This is a genomic window from Sphingorhabdus sp. Alg231-15 (assembly GCF_900149705.1).
Taxonomy (GTDB): domain Bacteria; phylum Pseudomonadota; class Alphaproteobacteria; order Sphingomonadales; family Sphingomonadaceae; genus Parasphingorhabdus.
In genome coordinates this window covers 2734432-2752007 of the sequence record NZ_LT703001.1, presented here as the reverse complement: position 1 = coordinate 2752007, position 17576 = coordinate 2734432, and the positions used below count along the sequence as shown (strand labels likewise).

17 protein-coding genes are annotated in these 17576 nt (G+C 55.0%); 7 read left to right on the top strand and 10 right to left on the bottom strand.

Annotated elements, in window-relative coordinates; all coding sequences use genetic code 11:
• From DG177_RS13520 to DG177_RS13510, 3 genes are all read left to right on the top strand, one after another.
• Positions 1-1866, top strand: a complete 1866-nt coding sequence (locus tag DG177_RS13520) for a hydantoinase B/oxoprolinase family protein (protein WP_108811957.1) — start codon at positions 1-3, stop codon at positions 1864-1866.
• A gap of 86 nt (positions 1867-1952) precedes the next feature.
• A complete protein-coding gene (locus DG177_RS13515; RefSeq protein ID WP_108811956.1) occupies positions 1953-2726 on the top strand; it encodes a glucose 1-dehydrogenase in 774 nt (257 codons plus the stop codon).
• 67 nt (positions 2727-2793) lie between these two features.
• Positions 2794-3756, top strand: a complete 963-nt coding sequence (locus tag DG177_RS13510; protein WP_337658838.1) for an XdhC family protein — start codon at positions 2794-2796, stop codon at positions 3754-3756.
• Between the two features lie 8 nt (positions 3757-3764).
• On the opposite strand, the gene DG177_RS13505 is transcribed toward DG177_RS13510, so the two are convergent.
• On the bottom strand, positions 3765-4535 hold the full coding sequence (locus tag DG177_RS13505; protein WP_108811955.1) for an SDR family NAD(P)-dependent oxidoreductase: 771 nt from the start codon (positions 4533-4535) through the stop codon (positions 3765-3767).
• A 101-nt stretch (positions 4536-4636) separates the two neighbouring features.
• On the opposite strand from DG177_RS13505, the gene DG177_RS13500 reads away from it, so the two are divergent.
• Both DG177_RS13500 and DG177_RS13495 read left to right on the top strand, forming a co-directional pair.
• Positions 4637-5377, top strand: coding sequence for an SDR family oxidoreductase (locus DG177_RS13500; protein WP_108811954.1), 741 nt, complete (start codon positions 4637-4639; stop codon positions 5375-5377).
• Positions 5374-5904 (top strand): hypothetical protein, encoded by a 531-nt coding sequence (locus DG177_RS13495; RefSeq protein WP_108811953.1) that lies wholly within the window; start codon positions 5374-5376, stop codon positions 5902-5904. Before DG177_RS13500 ends, DG177_RS13495 begins: the two co-directional genes overlap by 4 nt.
• On the opposite strand, the gene DG177_RS13490 is transcribed toward DG177_RS13495, so the two are convergent.
• The 9 genes from DG177_RS13490 to DG177_RS13450 all read right to left on the bottom strand — a co-directional run bounded on the left by DG177_RS13490 (position 5905) and on the right by DG177_RS13450 (position 16098).
• The gene (locus tag DG177_RS13490) at positions 5905-7206 is read right to left on the bottom strand and encodes a spinster family MFS transporter (RefSeq protein WP_337658837.1); all 1302 of its coding nucleotides are present in this window, start codon (positions 7204-7206) and stop codon (positions 5905-5907) included.
• A 98-nt stretch (positions 7207-7304) separates the two neighbouring features.
• A complete protein-coding gene (locus DG177_RS13485; RefSeq protein WP_108811951.1) occupies positions 7305-8444 on the bottom strand; it encodes an acyl-CoA dehydrogenase family protein in 1140 nt (379 codons plus the stop codon).
• A 34-nt stretch (positions 8445-8478) separates the two neighbouring features.
• On the bottom strand, positions 8479-9675 hold the full coding sequence (locus DG177_RS13480) for an acyl-CoA dehydrogenase family protein (protein ID WP_108811950.1): 1197 nt from the start codon (positions 9673-9675) through the stop codon (positions 8479-8481).
• Between the two features lie 153 nt (positions 9676-9828).
• The gene (locus DG177_RS13475; RefSeq protein WP_108811949.1) at positions 9829-10779 is read right to left on the bottom strand and encodes an RDD family protein; all 951 of its coding nucleotides are present in this window, start codon (positions 10777-10779) and stop codon (positions 9829-9831) included.
• The gene (locus DG177_RS13470; protein ID WP_108811948.1) at positions 10776-11834 is read right to left on the bottom strand and encodes a stage II sporulation protein M; all 1059 of its coding nucleotides are present in this window, start codon (positions 11832-11834) and stop codon (positions 10776-10778) included. Before DG177_RS13470 ends, DG177_RS13475 begins: the two co-directional genes overlap by 4 nt.
• Positions 11834-13153, bottom strand: coding sequence for a DUF58 domain-containing protein (locus DG177_RS13465; RefSeq protein ID WP_337658836.1), 1320 nt, complete (start codon positions 13151-13153; stop codon positions 11834-11836). The genes DG177_RS13470 and DG177_RS13465 overlap by 1 nt, the downstream gene beginning before the upstream one ends.
• Positions 13150-14106 (bottom strand): AAA family ATPase, encoded by a 957-nt coding sequence (locus tag DG177_RS13460; protein ID WP_108811947.1) that lies wholly within the window; start codon positions 14104-14106, stop codon positions 13150-13152. The genes DG177_RS13465 and DG177_RS13460 overlap by 4 nt, the downstream gene beginning before the upstream one ends.
• Positions 14103-15413: a DUF4350 domain-containing protein gene (locus DG177_RS13455; protein ID WP_108811946.1), complete on the bottom strand. Its 1311-nt coding sequence runs from the start codon at positions 15411-15413 to the stop codon at positions 14103-14105. Before DG177_RS13455 ends, DG177_RS13460 begins: the two co-directional genes overlap by 4 nt.
• 10 nt (positions 15414-15423) lie before the next feature.
• Positions 15424-16098: a hypothetical protein gene (locus DG177_RS13450; protein WP_108811945.1), complete on the bottom strand. Its 675-nt coding sequence runs from the start codon at positions 16096-16098 to the stop codon at positions 15424-15426.
• Positions 16099-16246: 148 nt separating this feature from the next.
• Here DG177_RS13450 and DG177_RS13445 point away from each other — a divergent pair, with 148 nt between their 5' ends.
• The gene (locus DG177_RS13445) at positions 16247-17008 is read left to right on the top strand and encodes a hypothetical protein (RefSeq protein WP_108811944.1); all 762 of its coding nucleotides are present in this window, start codon (positions 16247-16249) and stop codon (positions 17006-17008) included.
• Positions 17009-17097: 89 nt separating this feature from the next.
• Entirely contained in the window at positions 17098-17574 is a 477-nt protein-coding gene (locus DG177_RS13440) for a (2Fe-2S)-binding protein (RefSeq protein WP_108811943.1), read from the top strand.
• The last annotated feature ends 2 nt before the right edge of the window (positions 17575-17576 follow it).

Sequence of the window (17576 nt, the reverse complement as noted above, 5' to 3'; positions counted from 1 at the left end):
ATGCCTGCAACAATTATTGAAACCAATGCAACGCCGTTCGAGAAAATCGACATTGATCCAGTCACGCTGGATATTATTGAAAACGCCCTGCGCAATGCGCGGATCGAGATGGATGCGACACTTGTTCGGACAGCCATGTCTCCCGGCATCCGGGAACAAGGCGATGCCTTCCCTCTGATTGCTGATCATACTGGGAAGATGATCGTCGGCCAGTTTGGTAGTTTTATTGGCGGCTTTCTGGAACAGTTTGATGGCACACTCGAAGATGGGGACATGATTTTCCTGTCCGATCCTTATAGCTGTGAAGGCGCCGTCAGCCACAATAATGACTGGCTCATATTGCTGCCCATATTCAAGGATGGTCGCTTGATCGCCTATACTGCCATGTTCGGGCACCAGTCTGACATTGGCGGCAAAGTGGTGGGCTCCATGCCCATTGATGCCAAATCCATCTTTGAGGAAGGTGTGCGCATCCCGCCCGTAAAGATCTGGAAAAAGGGTGAATATAACGAAGATTTGATGAAGCTCGTTATGCACCAGACAAGAAAACCGGATTGGTGTCAGGCCGATCTCAACGCACTGATTGCATCCTGCCGCGTCGCTGCGCGTCGGGTCATTGAAATGGCAGAACGTTTCGGCGATGATGTCTATGTTTCAGCAACGCAGGAACTGCTCGCACGTAATCATCGCGCGATGAAGACACTGATCGGTCAGGCAATTGGCGAAGAGCCGGTCAGCTTTGAAGACTATATCTGCGACGATGGCATTGGTGCTGGTCCGTACAAGATAAAATGCACCATGCGGCGTGAGGGCGACAAGGTCATCCTAGATTTCGAAGGAACCGATCCACAAAGTGGCGCTTCCATCAACTTCTTCCTGAACGAAAATATGTTCAAGATGTTCTTTGGAATCTACATGATCATGGTTTTCGATCCACAGATCCTGTTCAATGACGGATTCTATGACCTGATCGAAGTGAAAATTCCCGAAGGATCGCTACTCAAACCGAAATTTCCAGCAGCTCTTTCCGGCCGTACTCACGCACTGGGGCGTATTTTTGATATTTTAGGCGGACTGCTTGGTCAGAAGACGCCCGAATTCCTGAACGCTGCAGGCTTCTCATCTTCCCCGCACCTCTTCTATTCCGGCAATGATAAAAAGGGCGACTGGTTTCAGCTCTTTCAAATTGGTTTTGGCGGCATACCGGGGCGGCCGCTGGGCGACGGACCAGATGGCCATTCGCTATGGCCCGGCTTCACCAATGTACCGAACGAGTTTCTGGAACGTTATTTCCCGCTGCGTATCGAGCGCTATGAAACCGCGCCGGATAGCGGCGGCGCGGGACTACATCGCGGTGGCAATGGCATATATCTCACCTATCGTTTCCTTGCCGCCGGCACGATCTCAATCCATGATGACCGCTGGTTCGTTCCACCTTGGGGCGTGAACGGTGGTGAACCCGGCAAGCGTGCCCGCAAAATTCTTGAAAAAGCAGACGGCACTCGATCAATCGTCAGCAACAAGATCGAAGACGTCACGGTAGCAGAGGGTGATCAGTTGCACTTCATCACCTGGGGTGGCGGCGGATGGGGCAGCCCGCTGGAGCGCGATCCCGAGCTGGTCGCCCTGGAAATCCGTCAAGGCCTGGTCACCATTGACGGCGCGCGCGAATATGGCGTGGTTATCGGGGACGACAGCAAAGTTGACACAGGCGCTACAGAAAGTTTGCGCGCGGATATGGCGAGCCAGATTCCCGAAACGGACAGCCCGTTTAACTTCGGACCGGATATCGATACGCTGCGCGCCAATTGTCTGGAAGAAACCGGTCTGCCCGCGCCAGTGCAACCGGGCCATGCCGCCGCCTAGCCAGCCGCTGCCTAACCACCAGTGCTTCTGTTAGTGGACTTCCCCCTTGCCGCCGATCATCACGGCGGCAAAGGAGAGGTTCGCCCATGAGCATATTGGACAATTTCAAGCTGGAAGGCGATGTTGCCATTGTCACCGGCGCAGGCAAGGGTATTGGCCGCGCGATCGCACTGGGTCTCGCAGAAGCCGGCGCAGACGTGGCACTCGCTGCCCGCACAGCGGCTGATCTGGAAGCCGTGGCGGACGAGATTCGTGCGCTGGGCAGGCGCGCCATCACGGTCGCCACCGATGTCACCAATATGGAGGCGCTTGAACATCTGGCCGAGCGCACCGTCACGGAATTGGGCAAGCTCACCATTTGGGTCAGCAATGCCGGAGGGCTGCCGGACGGCACGCCGCGCTATCTGACCAAAACGCCGGAGGCCAATTGGGATGCGCAAATTGACCTCAATCTCAAAAGCGTCTGGATGGGTGCTGTCGTCGCGGCCAAACATATGAAGGATGACGGCGGCGTGATCATCAACACCTCGTCCCGTGCATCCTTTGGCGGGCAGGTGAAAAACGGCCCCTATGGCGCATCGAAAGCGGCGGTGAACAGCCTGACCAGCACTTTGTCGCTCGAACTCGCGCCAAAAATCCGGGTCAATGCCGTGGCCCCGGGCCCGATCCCGACCGAGAATTTCGACGAATCCATGGGCGTAAAATCTGAAGAGGACCGGGAAAAACTGCTCAAACATATCGGCATCCCGCTGCAACGCTATGGCACCGAAGACGATATCGCCGCAGCCGTCATCTATATGGCCTCGCCTGCCGCCAGCTGGGTAACCGGTCAATGCCTGTTTGTAACCGGAGGCCGTTAGCAAAGGAAAGATTGCAGGCATCTGCCAAACTGCGCTAGCATCTGTGAAACAATAGATTGCGGCGCGCTTGAACAACATATTTCCGATATTCCAGTTTCTGAAAGACAAGACCGCGGCCGGTCTGGACTGTGCCCTTGTGACACTGACGGCAGTCACCGGCGCTTCCACCCGCAATCCCGGTGCCCATATGGCCGTCGCAGCGGACGGCAGTGCGGCGGGCTCCTTTTCCGGTGGCTGTATCGAAACAGCCGTCATCGCTGAAGCAGTGGATTGCATCAGTATAAATGCCCCTCGCGAAGTCCGCTTTGGCGCTGGATCGCCCTATCTCGACATTCGTTTGCCCTGCGGCGGCGGCATAGATTTGCTTTTCACGCCTGTGCCTGATGCGCGCGCCGCAGCAGAGCTGTTCAATGCGGTGACCGAAAGGCAACCTTTTACGATCAGCATGGATCGCGAAACAGCGGCGTTAAAATGGTCACCGGCGGAGCAGGATCAGGCCGTTGTCAGCGATGGATCATGGGTGCATGTCAATCATGTCCCGGCGGCAAAGATCGTCATTCTGGGCCACGGTGCTGTGGTCGAAAACCTCGCCAATCTCACGATCTCTTATGGACTGGACTGCGAAATCCTAACGCCTGATGCCGACATTGTTCAGAGCGCCACCAATCAGGGCGTGACCGCCAGTCAGCTGAAAACCCCGGCGGCCACCGATCTTTATCAGACAGATCCCTGGACCGCCTGTGTCTTTTATTTTCATGATCATGACTGGGAGGCGGAGCTGATGAAACAGGCGCTGGCTTCACCAGCCTTTTACATTGGCGCGATGGGCAGTTTCAAAACCCACGACACGCGCAAGGCTTTACTCGGTGACATTGGCGTCAGCGACGAAAATATAAAGCGCATGAAAGCACCAATTGGCATCATCCCGTCCACCCGTGATCCAGCGACGCTAGCGCTGTCCACCCTGACGGAGATTATCGAAACCTATCACAGCAAGTTCAGCCGCATGCACGATACGATCGCCCTATAGGAACTGTCTCAAAGAGATTGGCCGTCATCGACAACCATATCCGAACCCGTCACCGCTTTGGACGCGTCAGATGAAAAATAGAGCATCATCGCGTCGAGCGATGTCATTTCCTGCAAGCGGCGGCGATGAAATCCGGCTATCTGGGCTTTGCCGCCCTCGGTCTGATACCAATCGCCCTGAATCTCAGTGGCGATATAACCGGGATGAATCGTGTTCACATTCACCCCCTGCCGCACCCATTCGCGCGCCATATTGCGTCCCAGATGGGTCACGCCCGCCTTTGTTGCGGCATAGGCGCTGTCGCCATTGGCGGTCAGCCGCGATGTTATTGAACCGACAATGGTGATGCGTCCGTTTTCCCGTTCACGGCTGCCACTGGCGATCAGACGCTTGGCCCCTTCGCGAGCGGCCACATAAACACCCATAAAATTTGTGTTCACTAGCCGCTGGACATCAGGCACCGGTAATTCAGTGGTCCGCCCTGGCTCACTGAACCCGGCATTGGCCACAATCGAATCCACCACGCCATATCTTGCCTCGGCTGCATCATAAGCCGCGATAACAGAAGCCTCGTCCGTCACATCCAGAGGCACGGCCAGCGCATCGCCGCCCGCAGCTATAATCTTGTCGGCTACGGCAGCTGTACGGTCCGTACGCCTTGCACCCAGCACCACATTGGCACCTGCTGCGCCAAATAGTTCCGCGAAATGAGCGCCCAGTCCCGATGATGCCCCGGCGATCAGCGCAGTCCGGCCTGCAAGTGAAAAGGGAATGTTCATATCTGTCCTTTGGCTTATGCGTTATCACAATAGGCTCTAGACCATCGCTATCGGCTCGGCCAATATCGCTTTACATAGGGGCAAAAAGAAAGAGGATAGACATGATCAACGCATCTCTGAGTTATGAAGGCAAAATAGTGTCCGTCGTTGGCGGCTCCAGCGGGATTGGCAATGCTACCGCACAAGCCTTTCGAGGATGCGGCGCTGAGGTCCATGTTACCGGCACGCGTGCGGGACCGGATGATTATTCAAAGGATGAAGGCTCTGATCTGGAAGGTCTGCACTATGCGCAGGTCGATGCTGCTGATGATGCCGCCATTGCCGCCTATCGCCAGACTTTCGACAGGCTGGATGTGTTGATCTGTTCGCAAGGCATGGTACTTTACAAGCGGCAGGAATTCGAACCGGAAAATTTCACCAAGGTGATACAGGTCAATCTCAACAGCCTGATGACCTTTGCCGGAAACTTTCACGATCTGCTTAAAGAAGCCGGCGGCTCGCTGATCATCATTAGCTCGACCGCCGCTTTCCACGCTACCGTCGGCAATCCTGCCTATAATGCGTCGAAAACAGGGGCGATGGGACTGACCCGCACCTTGGGCAAGGCATGGGCTCCGGATGGTATCCGCGTAAACGGCATTGCTCCGGGCTTGATCGCCACCAAGATGACCGCTGTGACAACGGAAAATCCCAAACGCCGAGACGCTACAATCCGGAGTATTCCAGTCGGCCGTATTGGCGATCCCGAGGATATGGCGGGATTATCACTGTTTTTGGCCTCTCCGCTGGCCAGCTATGTTGTCGGGCAGACACTTATCGCTGATGGTGGTTTGCTATTATGATGGCTGCATCAGCACTGCTATCACTGATGATTGCGGCTTCCGTTCAAGCAGCCAACGCTGAGGGGTATCACTACGATCAATATAGCGCCTCTACAGATTGCGGAGACCGCAAGCCGCTTACCGAAAAAGAGCAATTGGGCCTGAGTCTGGCCCATGATTTTTTTCGCATCATCACTATGTCAGGGAAACAGGATGAAAAGAACGAGACCGCGCATTGGATGGTGCTAGGTGTCGAAGCTACGCCGTTGACCAAGGCGATGGAATTCCCTGTCGAGCGCTGTGCCAGCCGTGCAATATTGCAAATGTCTGATGGCAAGGAATATCGTGGGCTGTTGGAATATCAGGATACGTCTGGTGAGATCGAACATCGCGGCCGCGCCTATCGCGTCCTCTTCGAACCGGGCAGCCCCATAACCGAGCTGCGCTACGATTATGGTGGTTTGCGTATTAACGGACATCTGAGCTATCCCGAACATGGTGACAAACCGCGTCCGTTTGCTGGTTGGTCAATGTCAGTGGAGCGGTAACTAAGCTTTTTGCAGTGGTTTTTCAGGCACGGCTCTGGCGGCATAGAGATAAGCCAGTATCGCCAAGGTCAGGCTCAGTATCGTGATACCGATAACGGCATAGTTGAGCGATAAAGTGCCATGGTCCGGCGCCAAACTGTCGCTAATCGCGCCGGCCACGGCAGGGCCAATGAAATAGCCCAGAAAAGTTGCGGACAGGCTGGCGATAGACGAGGCGGTTCCCCGTTCGGTTGGTGATACCGACGATTGCATCATAGCTATGGCAGGCCCTTGCGTAGACGAATGCACCCCATAGCCGATCGCATAAAGGATCAGAGCCAGCACAAGATTGTCGGTGAGCAAACACAGACAGAGAAGCGGCAACGCGATTAGGACAACAATCGCGCAATACCATGCCCGCCATTTCGGATTTCTAAGGGCCAGCTTGTCTGTCACAAATCCGCCAATGATCATGCCCGGGACCCCGCCCGCGATCCAGACGATTCCGAGATAGATTCCCACCTGTGACACCGGAATTTCAAAGTTGCGGATCAGGATGGGTGCTAACCAGATGGCAAAGGCATAAGAGGCCGTTACCGCCAGTGCATTGGCCAAAGCGACGCGGATGAATATCCGGTTCTTCCAAAGTGAGGTCATGGTTGTAGCAAATGGTTCTTGTGTCGTCGCTTTGGTCTCTTCTCCAGCATTTGAAAACTGGCTGCGATCCGGTTCACGGACGGTTAGATAGATTAACAAACCGAGCAGGACACCCGGCAGTCCGAGAATGATGAACGTCCAACGCCAGCCATAGGCTTCAGCAAGCAATCCGCCCGCGACAAATCCGATCACGGGGCCAAGCACCGCTCCGACTGAGAATATCCCCATGGCTCTGGAGAGCTCATGCGATTGAAAATAGTTGGTGAGAATGGAAATGGCTGGCGGGTTTCCACCTGCTTCTCCAACACCGACGCCCAAACGGGCCAGAAACAAGGTCCAGAAACCGGTCGCAACGCCGCAAAGCGCCGTCATCAGGCTCCACAAGCTAACGGCAATCGAAACCATTTTCTTGCGGTTTGTGCGATCCGCCAGTCGTCCCGCTGGTATCCCGAGCAGCACGTAGAAAAGCGTGAAGGCCGTTCCAGCCAACAAACCGATCTGTGTGTCGGTCAGGACAAAGTCTGCCTTGATATCCTCGATCAGGATCGACATGACCATGCGATCGGTGATGTTGAACATATAGGTCAGCATCATCACAAATAGGATATAATAGCGGTATATATTGCCCGTCGTTTTACCCGGCATTGCGGCAGACTGCTGAACCATACTCATCCCCTCCCTGGGAAGGAACTGGGATAACGTGAAAAAGGGGGCGCAGCCAGCCTGACCGCACCCCCTTTTATGATAGGGCTATAATGGCTGTCTTACTGCGCAGCGGTCAGTTTGACATGCCGCCGCATATGATGATCGACACTGCCAAATTCACTTTCAATGATCGACAGCCGCTTGAAATAGCTGCCAACAGCGGTTTCGTCGGTGACACCCATGCCGCCATGGGTCTGCACAGCCGACTGGCCAACAAAGCGCGCCGATTGTCCAACGCGGACTTTGGCTGACGAAACTGCATGTTTGCGTTCCGCTTCGTCTTCGGCAAGCTTGATCGTTGCGAGATAGGACATGGAAATCGACTGCTCATATTCCATGAACATATCGACCATGCGGTGCTGGAGCACCTGAAAACTGCTGATCGGCACGCCGAACTGCTTGCGCTGTTTCGCATATTCCAGAGTCATGGCATGGGTCACCTGCATAGCACCGGTAGCTTCCGCACAAACCGCCGCTGTGGCTTCATCGACAACTGTTTCAATCAAGGGCAGGCCGTTATCCAGCTCACCGATCAAGGCATCACCCGACACTGAAACATTCTCGAAATAGACTTCCGAAGCGCGACGACCATCGACGGTTGCATAATCGCGCAAGCTGACACCGTCGGCGTCCTTCGCAACGATAAACACCGATACACCGCCTGCATCCGACTGTCCGCCAGAGGTCCGCGCCGTCACAACAAGATGCGTTGCCCAGGGCGCACCGATCACGACGGCTTTCTGGCCGTTGAGCGAGTAACCGTCCCCGTCTTTCTTTGCCGTGGTCGTCAGGTTGGCCAGGTCATAGCGCCCTTGCGGCTCAGCATAGGCAAAGGCAAAAACTTTCTCGCCGGCAATGATAGCGCTGAGATATTCTTCCTTCTGCGCTGCGGTCCCGGCATGCTTCAAGAAACCGCCCGCACAGACCACGCTGGGAATGAACGGCTCGACCACCAGGCCTTTGCCAAATTCTTCCATGATCAGCATGGTTTCGACCGCACCGCCGCCAAAGCCACCATCTTCTTCAGAGAAGGGTGCCGCCAGCATGCCCAGTTCGGCAAGCTGCGCCCAGAATTCCGGCCGCCAGCCAGATTCGCTAGAGATCACGGCACGGCGTGTATCCCAGTCATATTGTTCCCGAACAAGCCGTGAGATACCGTCACGAACCATATTCTGTTCGTCAGAAAAGTTGAAATCCATAGTTTCGCTTTCTTATTATATTTGCGGGTTGGATCTAAAGTCCGAGGACCATTTTGGTGATGATGTTACGCTGAATCTCGTTCGATCCCCCGTAGATCGAGGTTTTGCGCATATTGAAATAGGTCGGTGCAGCGCTGTGCGCATAGTCCGGCCCAATCGGGAAGTCGTTGGAGCCATCCGCCGGGAAGCTTCGGAAATCAGGCGTGCCATAATGGCCGACCGCTTCCAGCGTCAATTCGGTCAGGCGCTGCTGAATTTCTGTACCCTTCACTTTCAGCAAAGAGCTTTCAGGGCCAGGACCTTTGCCGGCCTGCTCGCCGGCCAATGTCCTGAGCTCGGTAATCTCCAGGGCCGCCAGATCAATTTCCAGCTGGCTGATCTTGGTCGCGAAACCCATGTCCTGAAGCAACGGCTCGCCATCCAGCATCTCATGTGTGGCAATTTCTTTCAGTTGCTCGACACCGCGTTTCGAACGCGCCACGCCAGCAATGCCGGAGCGTTCATGCGCCAGCAGGAATTTCGCGTAGGTCCAACCCTTATTCTCTTCGCCAATCAGATTTTCCGCTGGTACGCGGACATCGGTGAGCCACACTTCGTTGACTTCATAACCGCCATCAATCAGCTTGATCGGACGCACTTCGATACCTGGCGTTTTCATGTCCACAAGAATGAAGCTGATACCCTGTTGCGGCTTCGGAGCGTCGGGATCTGTACGGCACAGGAAGAAACCCCAATCGGCATGCTGCGCCAAGGTCGTCCATGTTTTCTGGCCATTGATAATATAGTCATCGCCGTCACGAACAGCGGTTGTTTTCAGCGATGCGAGGTCGGAACCAGCACCGGGCTCGGAATAGCCCTGGCACCACCATGTGTTGCCGCTTTTGATGCCAGGCAGATGCTTGGCTTTCTGTTCTTCATTGCCGAATGTGTAGATAACCGGGCCAACCATGGCGACGCCGAAAGGCAGCGGCATGACGGCATTGACGCGCGCATTTTCCTCTGACCAGATATAGCGTTGTGTTGGGGTCCAGCCCGTGCCGCCATATTGTTCGGGCCAAGCCGGAACGGACCATCCTTTTTCACCCAGTATCTTATGCCATGCGGTCATATCGTCAGGGGTCATATCATCCTGAACCGCCGCACGTTCGATATTTTGCGGGTAATTATTCTCGATAAAATTGCGCACTTCGTCGCGAAAAGCTATTTCTTCTGCAGTGAACTCCAGGTTCATGACCGACTCTCCAATGATGAATTTGGCGCCAACATAGGCCAAAAACCGCAGAAAACAAGCTGGTCGAAAGACCGTAGCAGATGACGCTACGGCAAGCGCGGCTTGCGCCCGCTATTCGGCCTGTAAAGCCTGCGCATAGATTTAACCGACTCATTAAATATCAGCTGAGAACTTATCCTTGCGGCGTTTTCCGAAACGCATACCGCGCTCCAGCTTGGCCCGAAGCGCTGTGTAATAGGCCTCTAGAAAATTCCGCTCGTCGCCGACGCCAGGCTCCCATCCGATTTTATTGCATATTGAACTGGTCACCGTCAGCAGGGCTTCGTCGGTTCCGGTTCGCAGCACACTCTCCAATGTTTGCAATTCATATTCACCATAAACGGCGAGGTCGGCATCGGAAAACTCGTAACGACTGGTCTCTTTTCCATTCGCCGGGTCGGTACTGACGTCCGCCGAAGGCGCGACCACGCCGTCCAGATTGCGCTTTACATTCTGGATAACCCAGGTCCCCGCAATTAGATCTCCGCAGCGAAGTCGATCCTTGTTGAACAATGGAAAGAGCAGGAACATCAACACCCATAGAAAGCCCGCCCAGGCAGTGAATTCGGTCATATTTCCACTGGCCTCACCAGAAGATAGAAAGACCAGAGGCAGGAACAGTTCAATATCGCGAATGATGTTGCGGGCAATGACCGCTTCTGCGGTCAACCGCCCACCATCGCGGGCCGCCACGCGGATACCAACCGCACGCTTGCCCCAGGTGGCGGCACGCTCGCCCAGCTCAAAGTAAAGAAAATAGGCATTACGAAACAGGAAGACAGCAATGATCCAGAGCACTGCAACGACATTTAAGGGTCCACTTTGTTCCAGCGATACTCCACTGCCGAATGCGGATTCAAAGGCCCACAGAATCAGCAAGCCGATCAACGAAACGCCGAGAATGAGTCCCATTATTATGATAATATCCAGAGTCAGCGCACCGGCGCGCGCGCCCGCTGTTGCAACTGTAACATTGAGCGGCACACCTTCAGGTGAAACCATCACCCGATCAAGCTTGGGATTGGCCGATCGCCTGATCCAGGGTTCAGTCGCTGTGCCGCTCATGCGGTCTTCCCGCTGTTCATCGCATCGGCTTTTCTGCGGCCAAATAGGAAGAAATAGGCCAGCCAAAAGGTCAGCATCGCGCCGCCGACCAGATAGCGCAAGCCGGTATCGTTGATGAGTTGCCGCGCGAATCCTTCGAGCAATCCTGCGCAGATAAGCATGATAACGACGCCGGCCATCACCAGAGCAGAACGCTTGCCCGCGTCACTGGCTGCAGTCAGATGGGATTTGGCTCCGGGAAAGGCAATCGAACGGCCAACATGAATACCGGCAGCACCGGCCAAAAGGATCGCGAATAATTCTGTGGTGCCGTGAATCGACAACCAGCCAACAAATTCGACCGTAAGTCCGCGTTGAGCAAAAACCCATAGCATCGCGCCCAACAGCGCCATATTGTGAATGAGCAGCAATATACTGGGTATCGCGAAAGCAAATCCGAGGGCGAACGCCAGTATTGCAACCTGCGCGTTGTTACTGAACAGATAGGCGGCGAATACCCCCAATCCGTCTTGGTTTTCCGTCCCAAAAAGCGTGCCGCGGAGCGCCGCTTCGCTTGCACCAGGCACGCGAACATCGGCAAAATTGCCCGGCACCAGTGCATAATACCAGTCGCTGTCGCCAGCAACCAGGGCATAACCGATCAAGGTGCCTGCGATCATCACAAAAAGTGCAATCCAGATATCCAGTTTTATATCCCGAACCGCCTGGCTCCACCCACCTCCGAAAAAGCCCTTAAACCAGCGCCCAAAACTTGTCTGGGTTCCGTAAACCATGAAATAGGACCGCAAGGCGAGACCTTCGAGATAGTCGATCATTCCTGCATCAAGCGAGCTCTCGCGAGCGATGGACAGACTGGACAGCAAGGTTCGATACAAGGTCGGGAGCGCAAGCACATCGTCATCACTCAGGCGCCGCGTTTTCCCTTTTTCCATTTTGGTGACAATTTCGTCGAGCCGGATCCAGTCGGCCTCCCGCTCCAGACGAAAACGGTCGCTTTTCAACGCAGCAGTTTCAATCGCCTGCTGTGCGGCAAGGTCGGTCGCGATACTCGCCATCAGATCTGCCCCCGCCGTTTGATCTTGAGATAACTATTGATCAACTGCGTTCCGATATTCTGATGTGCGCCTTCGATCACATCGATGCCCATATGCTGTAGGCGGGTAACGACTAATCTTTTCTGGTCGAGCAGACTCTGCGCGGTAACGCTGCGCGCCACGTCCTCGGCAGTTTCCGGCTCTTTGTTTATAAATTCGGACAATTCTTCATCTTCCAGCACAACAAACAACACCAGATGCTTGTCGATCAATCGCCCCGCAGCATCCAGCATCAGGTCTGCGCTGGTCGGGTCGGTAAAATCGGTAAAGATGATAATCAACGACCGCCGCTGCAGACGATTAGACAAGGCCGACAGAGCCAACGTATAATTGCTTTCCTGGTGCCGGTAATCGATCGTCGCTGCATCCTGCTGCAGGCGATAGAAATTACGGCTCCCCGACAAAAAGGGCGTGGAGAGTTCCGGTTTTGCGGCAAAGCTGAACAGGCCTGTTTTATCGCCGGATTTCAATGTGATATAAGCTGTCAGTAGCGCTGCGGATACGGCACGGTCAATGCGCGGCAAGCCGTCTATGGGTTCACACATTGCCGACCCGCAATCCAGCGCAAATATGATCTGATTGTTGCGTTCAGTATCATATTCTTTGGCCAGCAATTTGCTGTGCCGTGCAGACCCTTTCCAGTCAATGCTGCGGCGATCCATGCCCGGTTGATATTCGGCCAGCGCCTCGAATTCGCTGCCCTCGCCGCGAAATTTGCGGGCCAGCAGGCCAAAGACTGAATCGCGCAAGAACATCTGGACGGTTGGGCTACGGACAGCGGAAATATTGGGCATGACCGCAATGGTCTGATCGCTCTGTTTCGACGTTTGCCGCCATGCCAGGCCCAGCGGCCCTTTCCAGCGTAGCCAGAGATTGCCTATCTTTCCGGTGCCGCGCCGAGCCGGCGTTGTTGTGGCCGAGCCGCTATAGTCCCTTGCAGTCGCTTCGTTGCGATTCAGTGTGAACTCCATCCGGCCATTTGCAGAAATCCGGTCGTCCACGCCGAGATTGCCGCTCACCTGGCGCGGGGCCATCAGCCCCGCAAATTCAGCCTGCACGGCAAGCTCCAGCGGCGCCCCGATTTCTGATGACTTGGGCACGGCCAACTGGACCTTGTTCACCTTAGCCGCGATCAAGCCATCAATGACCAACAGCAACAACAGCATCACTGCCCAGGCAATTCCGATTGCCCACAAATTGGGCATGAGCGCAGCCAGCACAGCCGCAACGGGTGCACCTATCGCGATCAGGAAAACGGCCTTGGCAGTCGGATAGATCAACGCGGTGCTTCCGTCCGTTCGACCAGAGCTTCAATGATTGTATCAACCTGCCGGCCTTCAATTTCGGCTGCCGGCGACAATAAGGTGCGGTGACGCAATACTGACGGTGCCAGTGTTTTTACATCGTCCGGCACGACATAGTCTCTTCCCGATATAGCTGCGCGCGCACGGGCCGCAGTTGCGAGCATGATCGCGGCCCTTGGGCTGGCACCATTTTCAAGATCGGCAGTTTCACGGGTCGCGCGCACCAGACGGACGATATAGTCAGTCACGTCTTCCACCAGCTTTACTGATTTCACCGCTTCTGCGGCGGCAATCAAGGTCTTTTCATCAGCCTGTGTGGAGATTCCAAAATCCTTTGGTCCGGGCGCCCCTGTGCGCTCGCCATATTGCCTGACAATTTTTTTCTCTTCTTCGGCATCGGGATAGGCGATCAGCAACTTGAACAAAAACCGGTCCAGCTGCGCTTCAGGCAGAGGATATACGCCTTGCTGTTCGATCGGATTCTGGGTTGCGACAACCATGAAACGGGAAGACAGGTCATGGGTCTCACCATCAATAGTGACGGCGCGCTCCTGCATCGCTTCGAGCATCGCGGCCTGGGTTTTTGGAGGGGTGCGGTTTATTTCATCGGCCAGCAACAGATCGCAGAAGATCGGACCGCGAGTCAGCGTGAACGTGCTGGTCTGGAAGTTGAACAGGTTGGAACCGACAATATCACCAGGCATGAGATCGGGGGTGAACTGGATCCGGCCAAAATCGAGGCTGAGTGTTGCGGAAAAACACTGCGCGAGAAAGGTTTTGGCGGTTCCTGGAGGCCCTTCGAGCAGCACATGGCCGGAGGAGAATAGTGCGATCAGCAGATGATCAACAATCTCTTCTTGCCCGATAATCGCCTTGGCCACTTCGGTGCGGATATTGTCCGCCAGCGTTTTCAATTCCCCGATTTTCATCCAATGATTTCCTTTTTCCAATTATAGAGCGCCGCAGCATGTTCCGCCGTTTCATACGAATTCTCGGCGTGATTGAGATTGTTTAGCAAGGCCGTAAACCGGCTGCCGTTGATCTCGCCAAGCATATCCAGCTTGCGATTTAACTCTTCGCGATCGGCCGCGGGCGAAAGACCGATGGCTTGGATTGCGGCGCTCCGGATCATCTCGCCATAAGGATCAGCAACCAGATAGCCGCGCTGCATACGGTGGATGAAACCAGCGCTGTTGTTGACCAATGCGGTCTTGCCAAAACCAATGCTGCGCTGTTCGCGCACTGCTGGGCCGAAACGGTTAAATGCCATCCAGGCTGCCGCAAGCGCCGCGATGATCAAACAGATTGTCGCCGATAAAAACGGTGGCTGGAAAGCAAGCGTAAGCAGGTTTTCCGTTGTTCCAAGGCCGTTGAAGGTGAGATCGAAAGTCACCGTGTCACCTGCCCCTATGCCTGTCGCCGCGATCAAGGCGAGCGCATGCTCGGCGGTCTGCTTGTCCGCCATGCCGGTATTGTTCATGAGGTCAGCATCGGCAACCAACACCACCGGAAAATAGGATGAATCAATATCCTCTTCATCGGTAATCTGCGATTCATCCAGACTATCCAGTTGTGCATAAACCCCGCCATCGTCGAGATAGGCAATCAGCGCACCCTGCCCCTCCGGACCGGGCAATATGGTGCGGACATAGTCACCGGTCATGGCAACCGGAGTCTCCGGTATTTTCACAGGTCCGCCGACAGCAGAAACGGTCAAAGGCCGCTTTTTCGATGGCGTTTCTGCCTTTTCAGGATCTCTTGGAGCGACATTGACTTCAACATCGACAATTTCCTTCAGCATCGACTGGCCGGAATCGCCACCTATTATTCCAATGCGCTGGACCCATCCTTTTTTCAGGCGTGGATCGGGAACCGCCATCACCTGCCATTTGGGCAAGATTATCATCGTCGGCCCCGCATAGGCACGGTCTTGTATGACCTGATCCAGATCTTCGGCATCCGCATAGGGATTGGGGGTCAGGATTAGCAGACCCGGATTGTCAATCCCGGCAGCCGACCGGGAATATTGCACCTCCGTGCCGGTCTTGCGCATGATATCGGCGAGAGCCTTATATCCAACAAGACTGTTCGAAGCTCCATGCGCCTGTCCATTTTTGCCGGATGCCAGGCGATCACCAGTGCCTAATCCGTAAAGGAGCGCAACAAAGGCTGCAAAGCCGATCGCGAACATGATGATGATCGTCGTGCGTTTAAACGGGTTGGCCTGAACACTCATCGGAACATACTCATTTCAGGCCGGACTTTGGTTTGCGCCAACTCTCTGCCAGGGCGAATTCACCATAGGCATTGCGCGATGCGGTCCAGCCTTCCTCGCCAATTGGTGTTGCCGCGAAAATACCGCGTTCGACATGGCCCGCGATCACAGAAAACATTGACCGGGCTTTCTCGGGCAAGCTGTCGAACCGTTCAATCTCACGAGATGTGTTGGACGGGCGCAGCAGATCGGGACGGCGCTTTTCAATATCCTCGATGCTGCGAAACAGCAAAAGATGGGCGGCTTCATCAAACTGCCCTTTGCCAGCCAGCGCATCGGCCTCCTCAAGCAAGCGCCTTGCCATGCTCTGATCCGGTCGCCATTCTTCTTCCAGCTTGGGCTTGCGTCTCCGCCAGTCCTCAAGATAGGGCGACAGGATCACCCACAGTAGGGCCAATACGCCGATCGCTAGTAGCACCAGCAGAACAATTCTGAGCGCAGGCCAGGCCGCAGCTATTCCTTCCGCTGCCGGAGCCAGCGCGTCGCTTAACCATTCGAGAAAATCCGTCCACCATTGCGGTGGTTTTTCAGGTGGCTTGGCTGGAATGTTGGTGAATTGAATATCCTCATCCGCACGCACGTCTTTCCACGCGGCGTCAAAAGAAGCGTTTCCATCATTACCCTGTTCTACTGCGTCTTCTGCCACAGGTCCGATGTTGCAGAAACCGCAGGCAGGGGCAAGCGTGAAGATCGTTCAGGCTGACAGCTTTTGATCTGCCATGACCTCGCGGCTCAATTGACAGCGGCGGCGGGAACAGGAATATACTCCCTTCGACATAAGGGGCGCCAAATTAATGACATTCGATATCGGCCGCGTAATGAGTGCAACCTTCGCGGTAATTGCCCGCCATCCCGTGGTCTTTCTCGGCCTGTCGCTGATCGTCGCAGGACTGCCCTATGGCTTGACCCAATATTTCGCCCTGAGCCCCGACCTCTGGATGTCGGTATTCAGCGAGGAATTGATAACCAGTTCGGGCCTAGAAAATGCCTGGATCGGCTGGATTGTGGGCGGCACCACCATATTTATCTTTTACTTTGTCTTGATGGTGCTGTTGCAGGCCATGCTGATTGTTGCAACCATTCGCGACATGCGCAGTCAGGACGTCGACATAGGCCAGTGCTTCGCAGAGGCGCTTCGGCGGTTTCTTCCCCTGATCGGATTGGCGCTGGTCTCATTGCTGGGCATAATCTTGGGCTTCATGCTCCTGGTCGTGCCTGGCATCATCCTGTCACTGATGTGGATGATTGCAGCGCCGGTCATGGTCGTGGAAGACCGCGGGATCCTTAACTCACTGGGACGCAGTGTCGAACTGACAGACGGGTCGAAGGGTATGATGTTCTTGCTGGTCATCATCTTTCTTCTGGCATCGGGCACGCTATCCGGCATGGCAGAGGGGATCGGCTTTTTCAGCGTCACCGCCTCGGTTCTGATCACGATAATCGCGGAAACGGCTATCGCAGCCGTGCAAGCCGCCGGAATTGCGGCCGTTTATATAGAATTGCGCACGGTCAAAGAAGGCCCGCTGACCGATGCGTTGGAGGATATCTTCGCATAAACAGGCCCTGTCCCATCGTACCTCTTTGCTTAATTCGCTACCTGCGGTATAGGTTGCAAATTGATATTCAATATTAGGGTGAGGCTATCATGGTTACATTGAACGTTAACGGTCAGGTGAAGGAGGTCGATGTCGATCCCGCAACGCCGATCCTTTGGGTTGTGCGCGAAAACTTGAAAATGACCGGAACAAAATTTGGCTGTGGTGTTGCCCTTTGCGGTGCCTGCACTGTCCATCTCGACGGTAAGCCGGTCCGCTCCTGTTCGACCCCGGTTTCCGAAGCCGATGGCAAAGCGATCACCACCATCGAAGGTCTAGCCGAAGAAGACGGGACGTTCAGCAAGGTCCAGCAGGCATGGGTTGATCAGCAAGTAGCCCAATGCGGCTATTGCCAGTCAGGCCAGATCATGTCGGCGACAGCCTTGCTCAAGAATAACCCCAATCCCAGTGATGAACAGATTGACGCCGCCATGGCAGGCAATATCTGTCGATGCGGAACCTATGTGCGGATACGCAAGGCGATCAAAACCGCCGCGGGTGTACCCTCTGAAACGCAGGAGGCTTGATC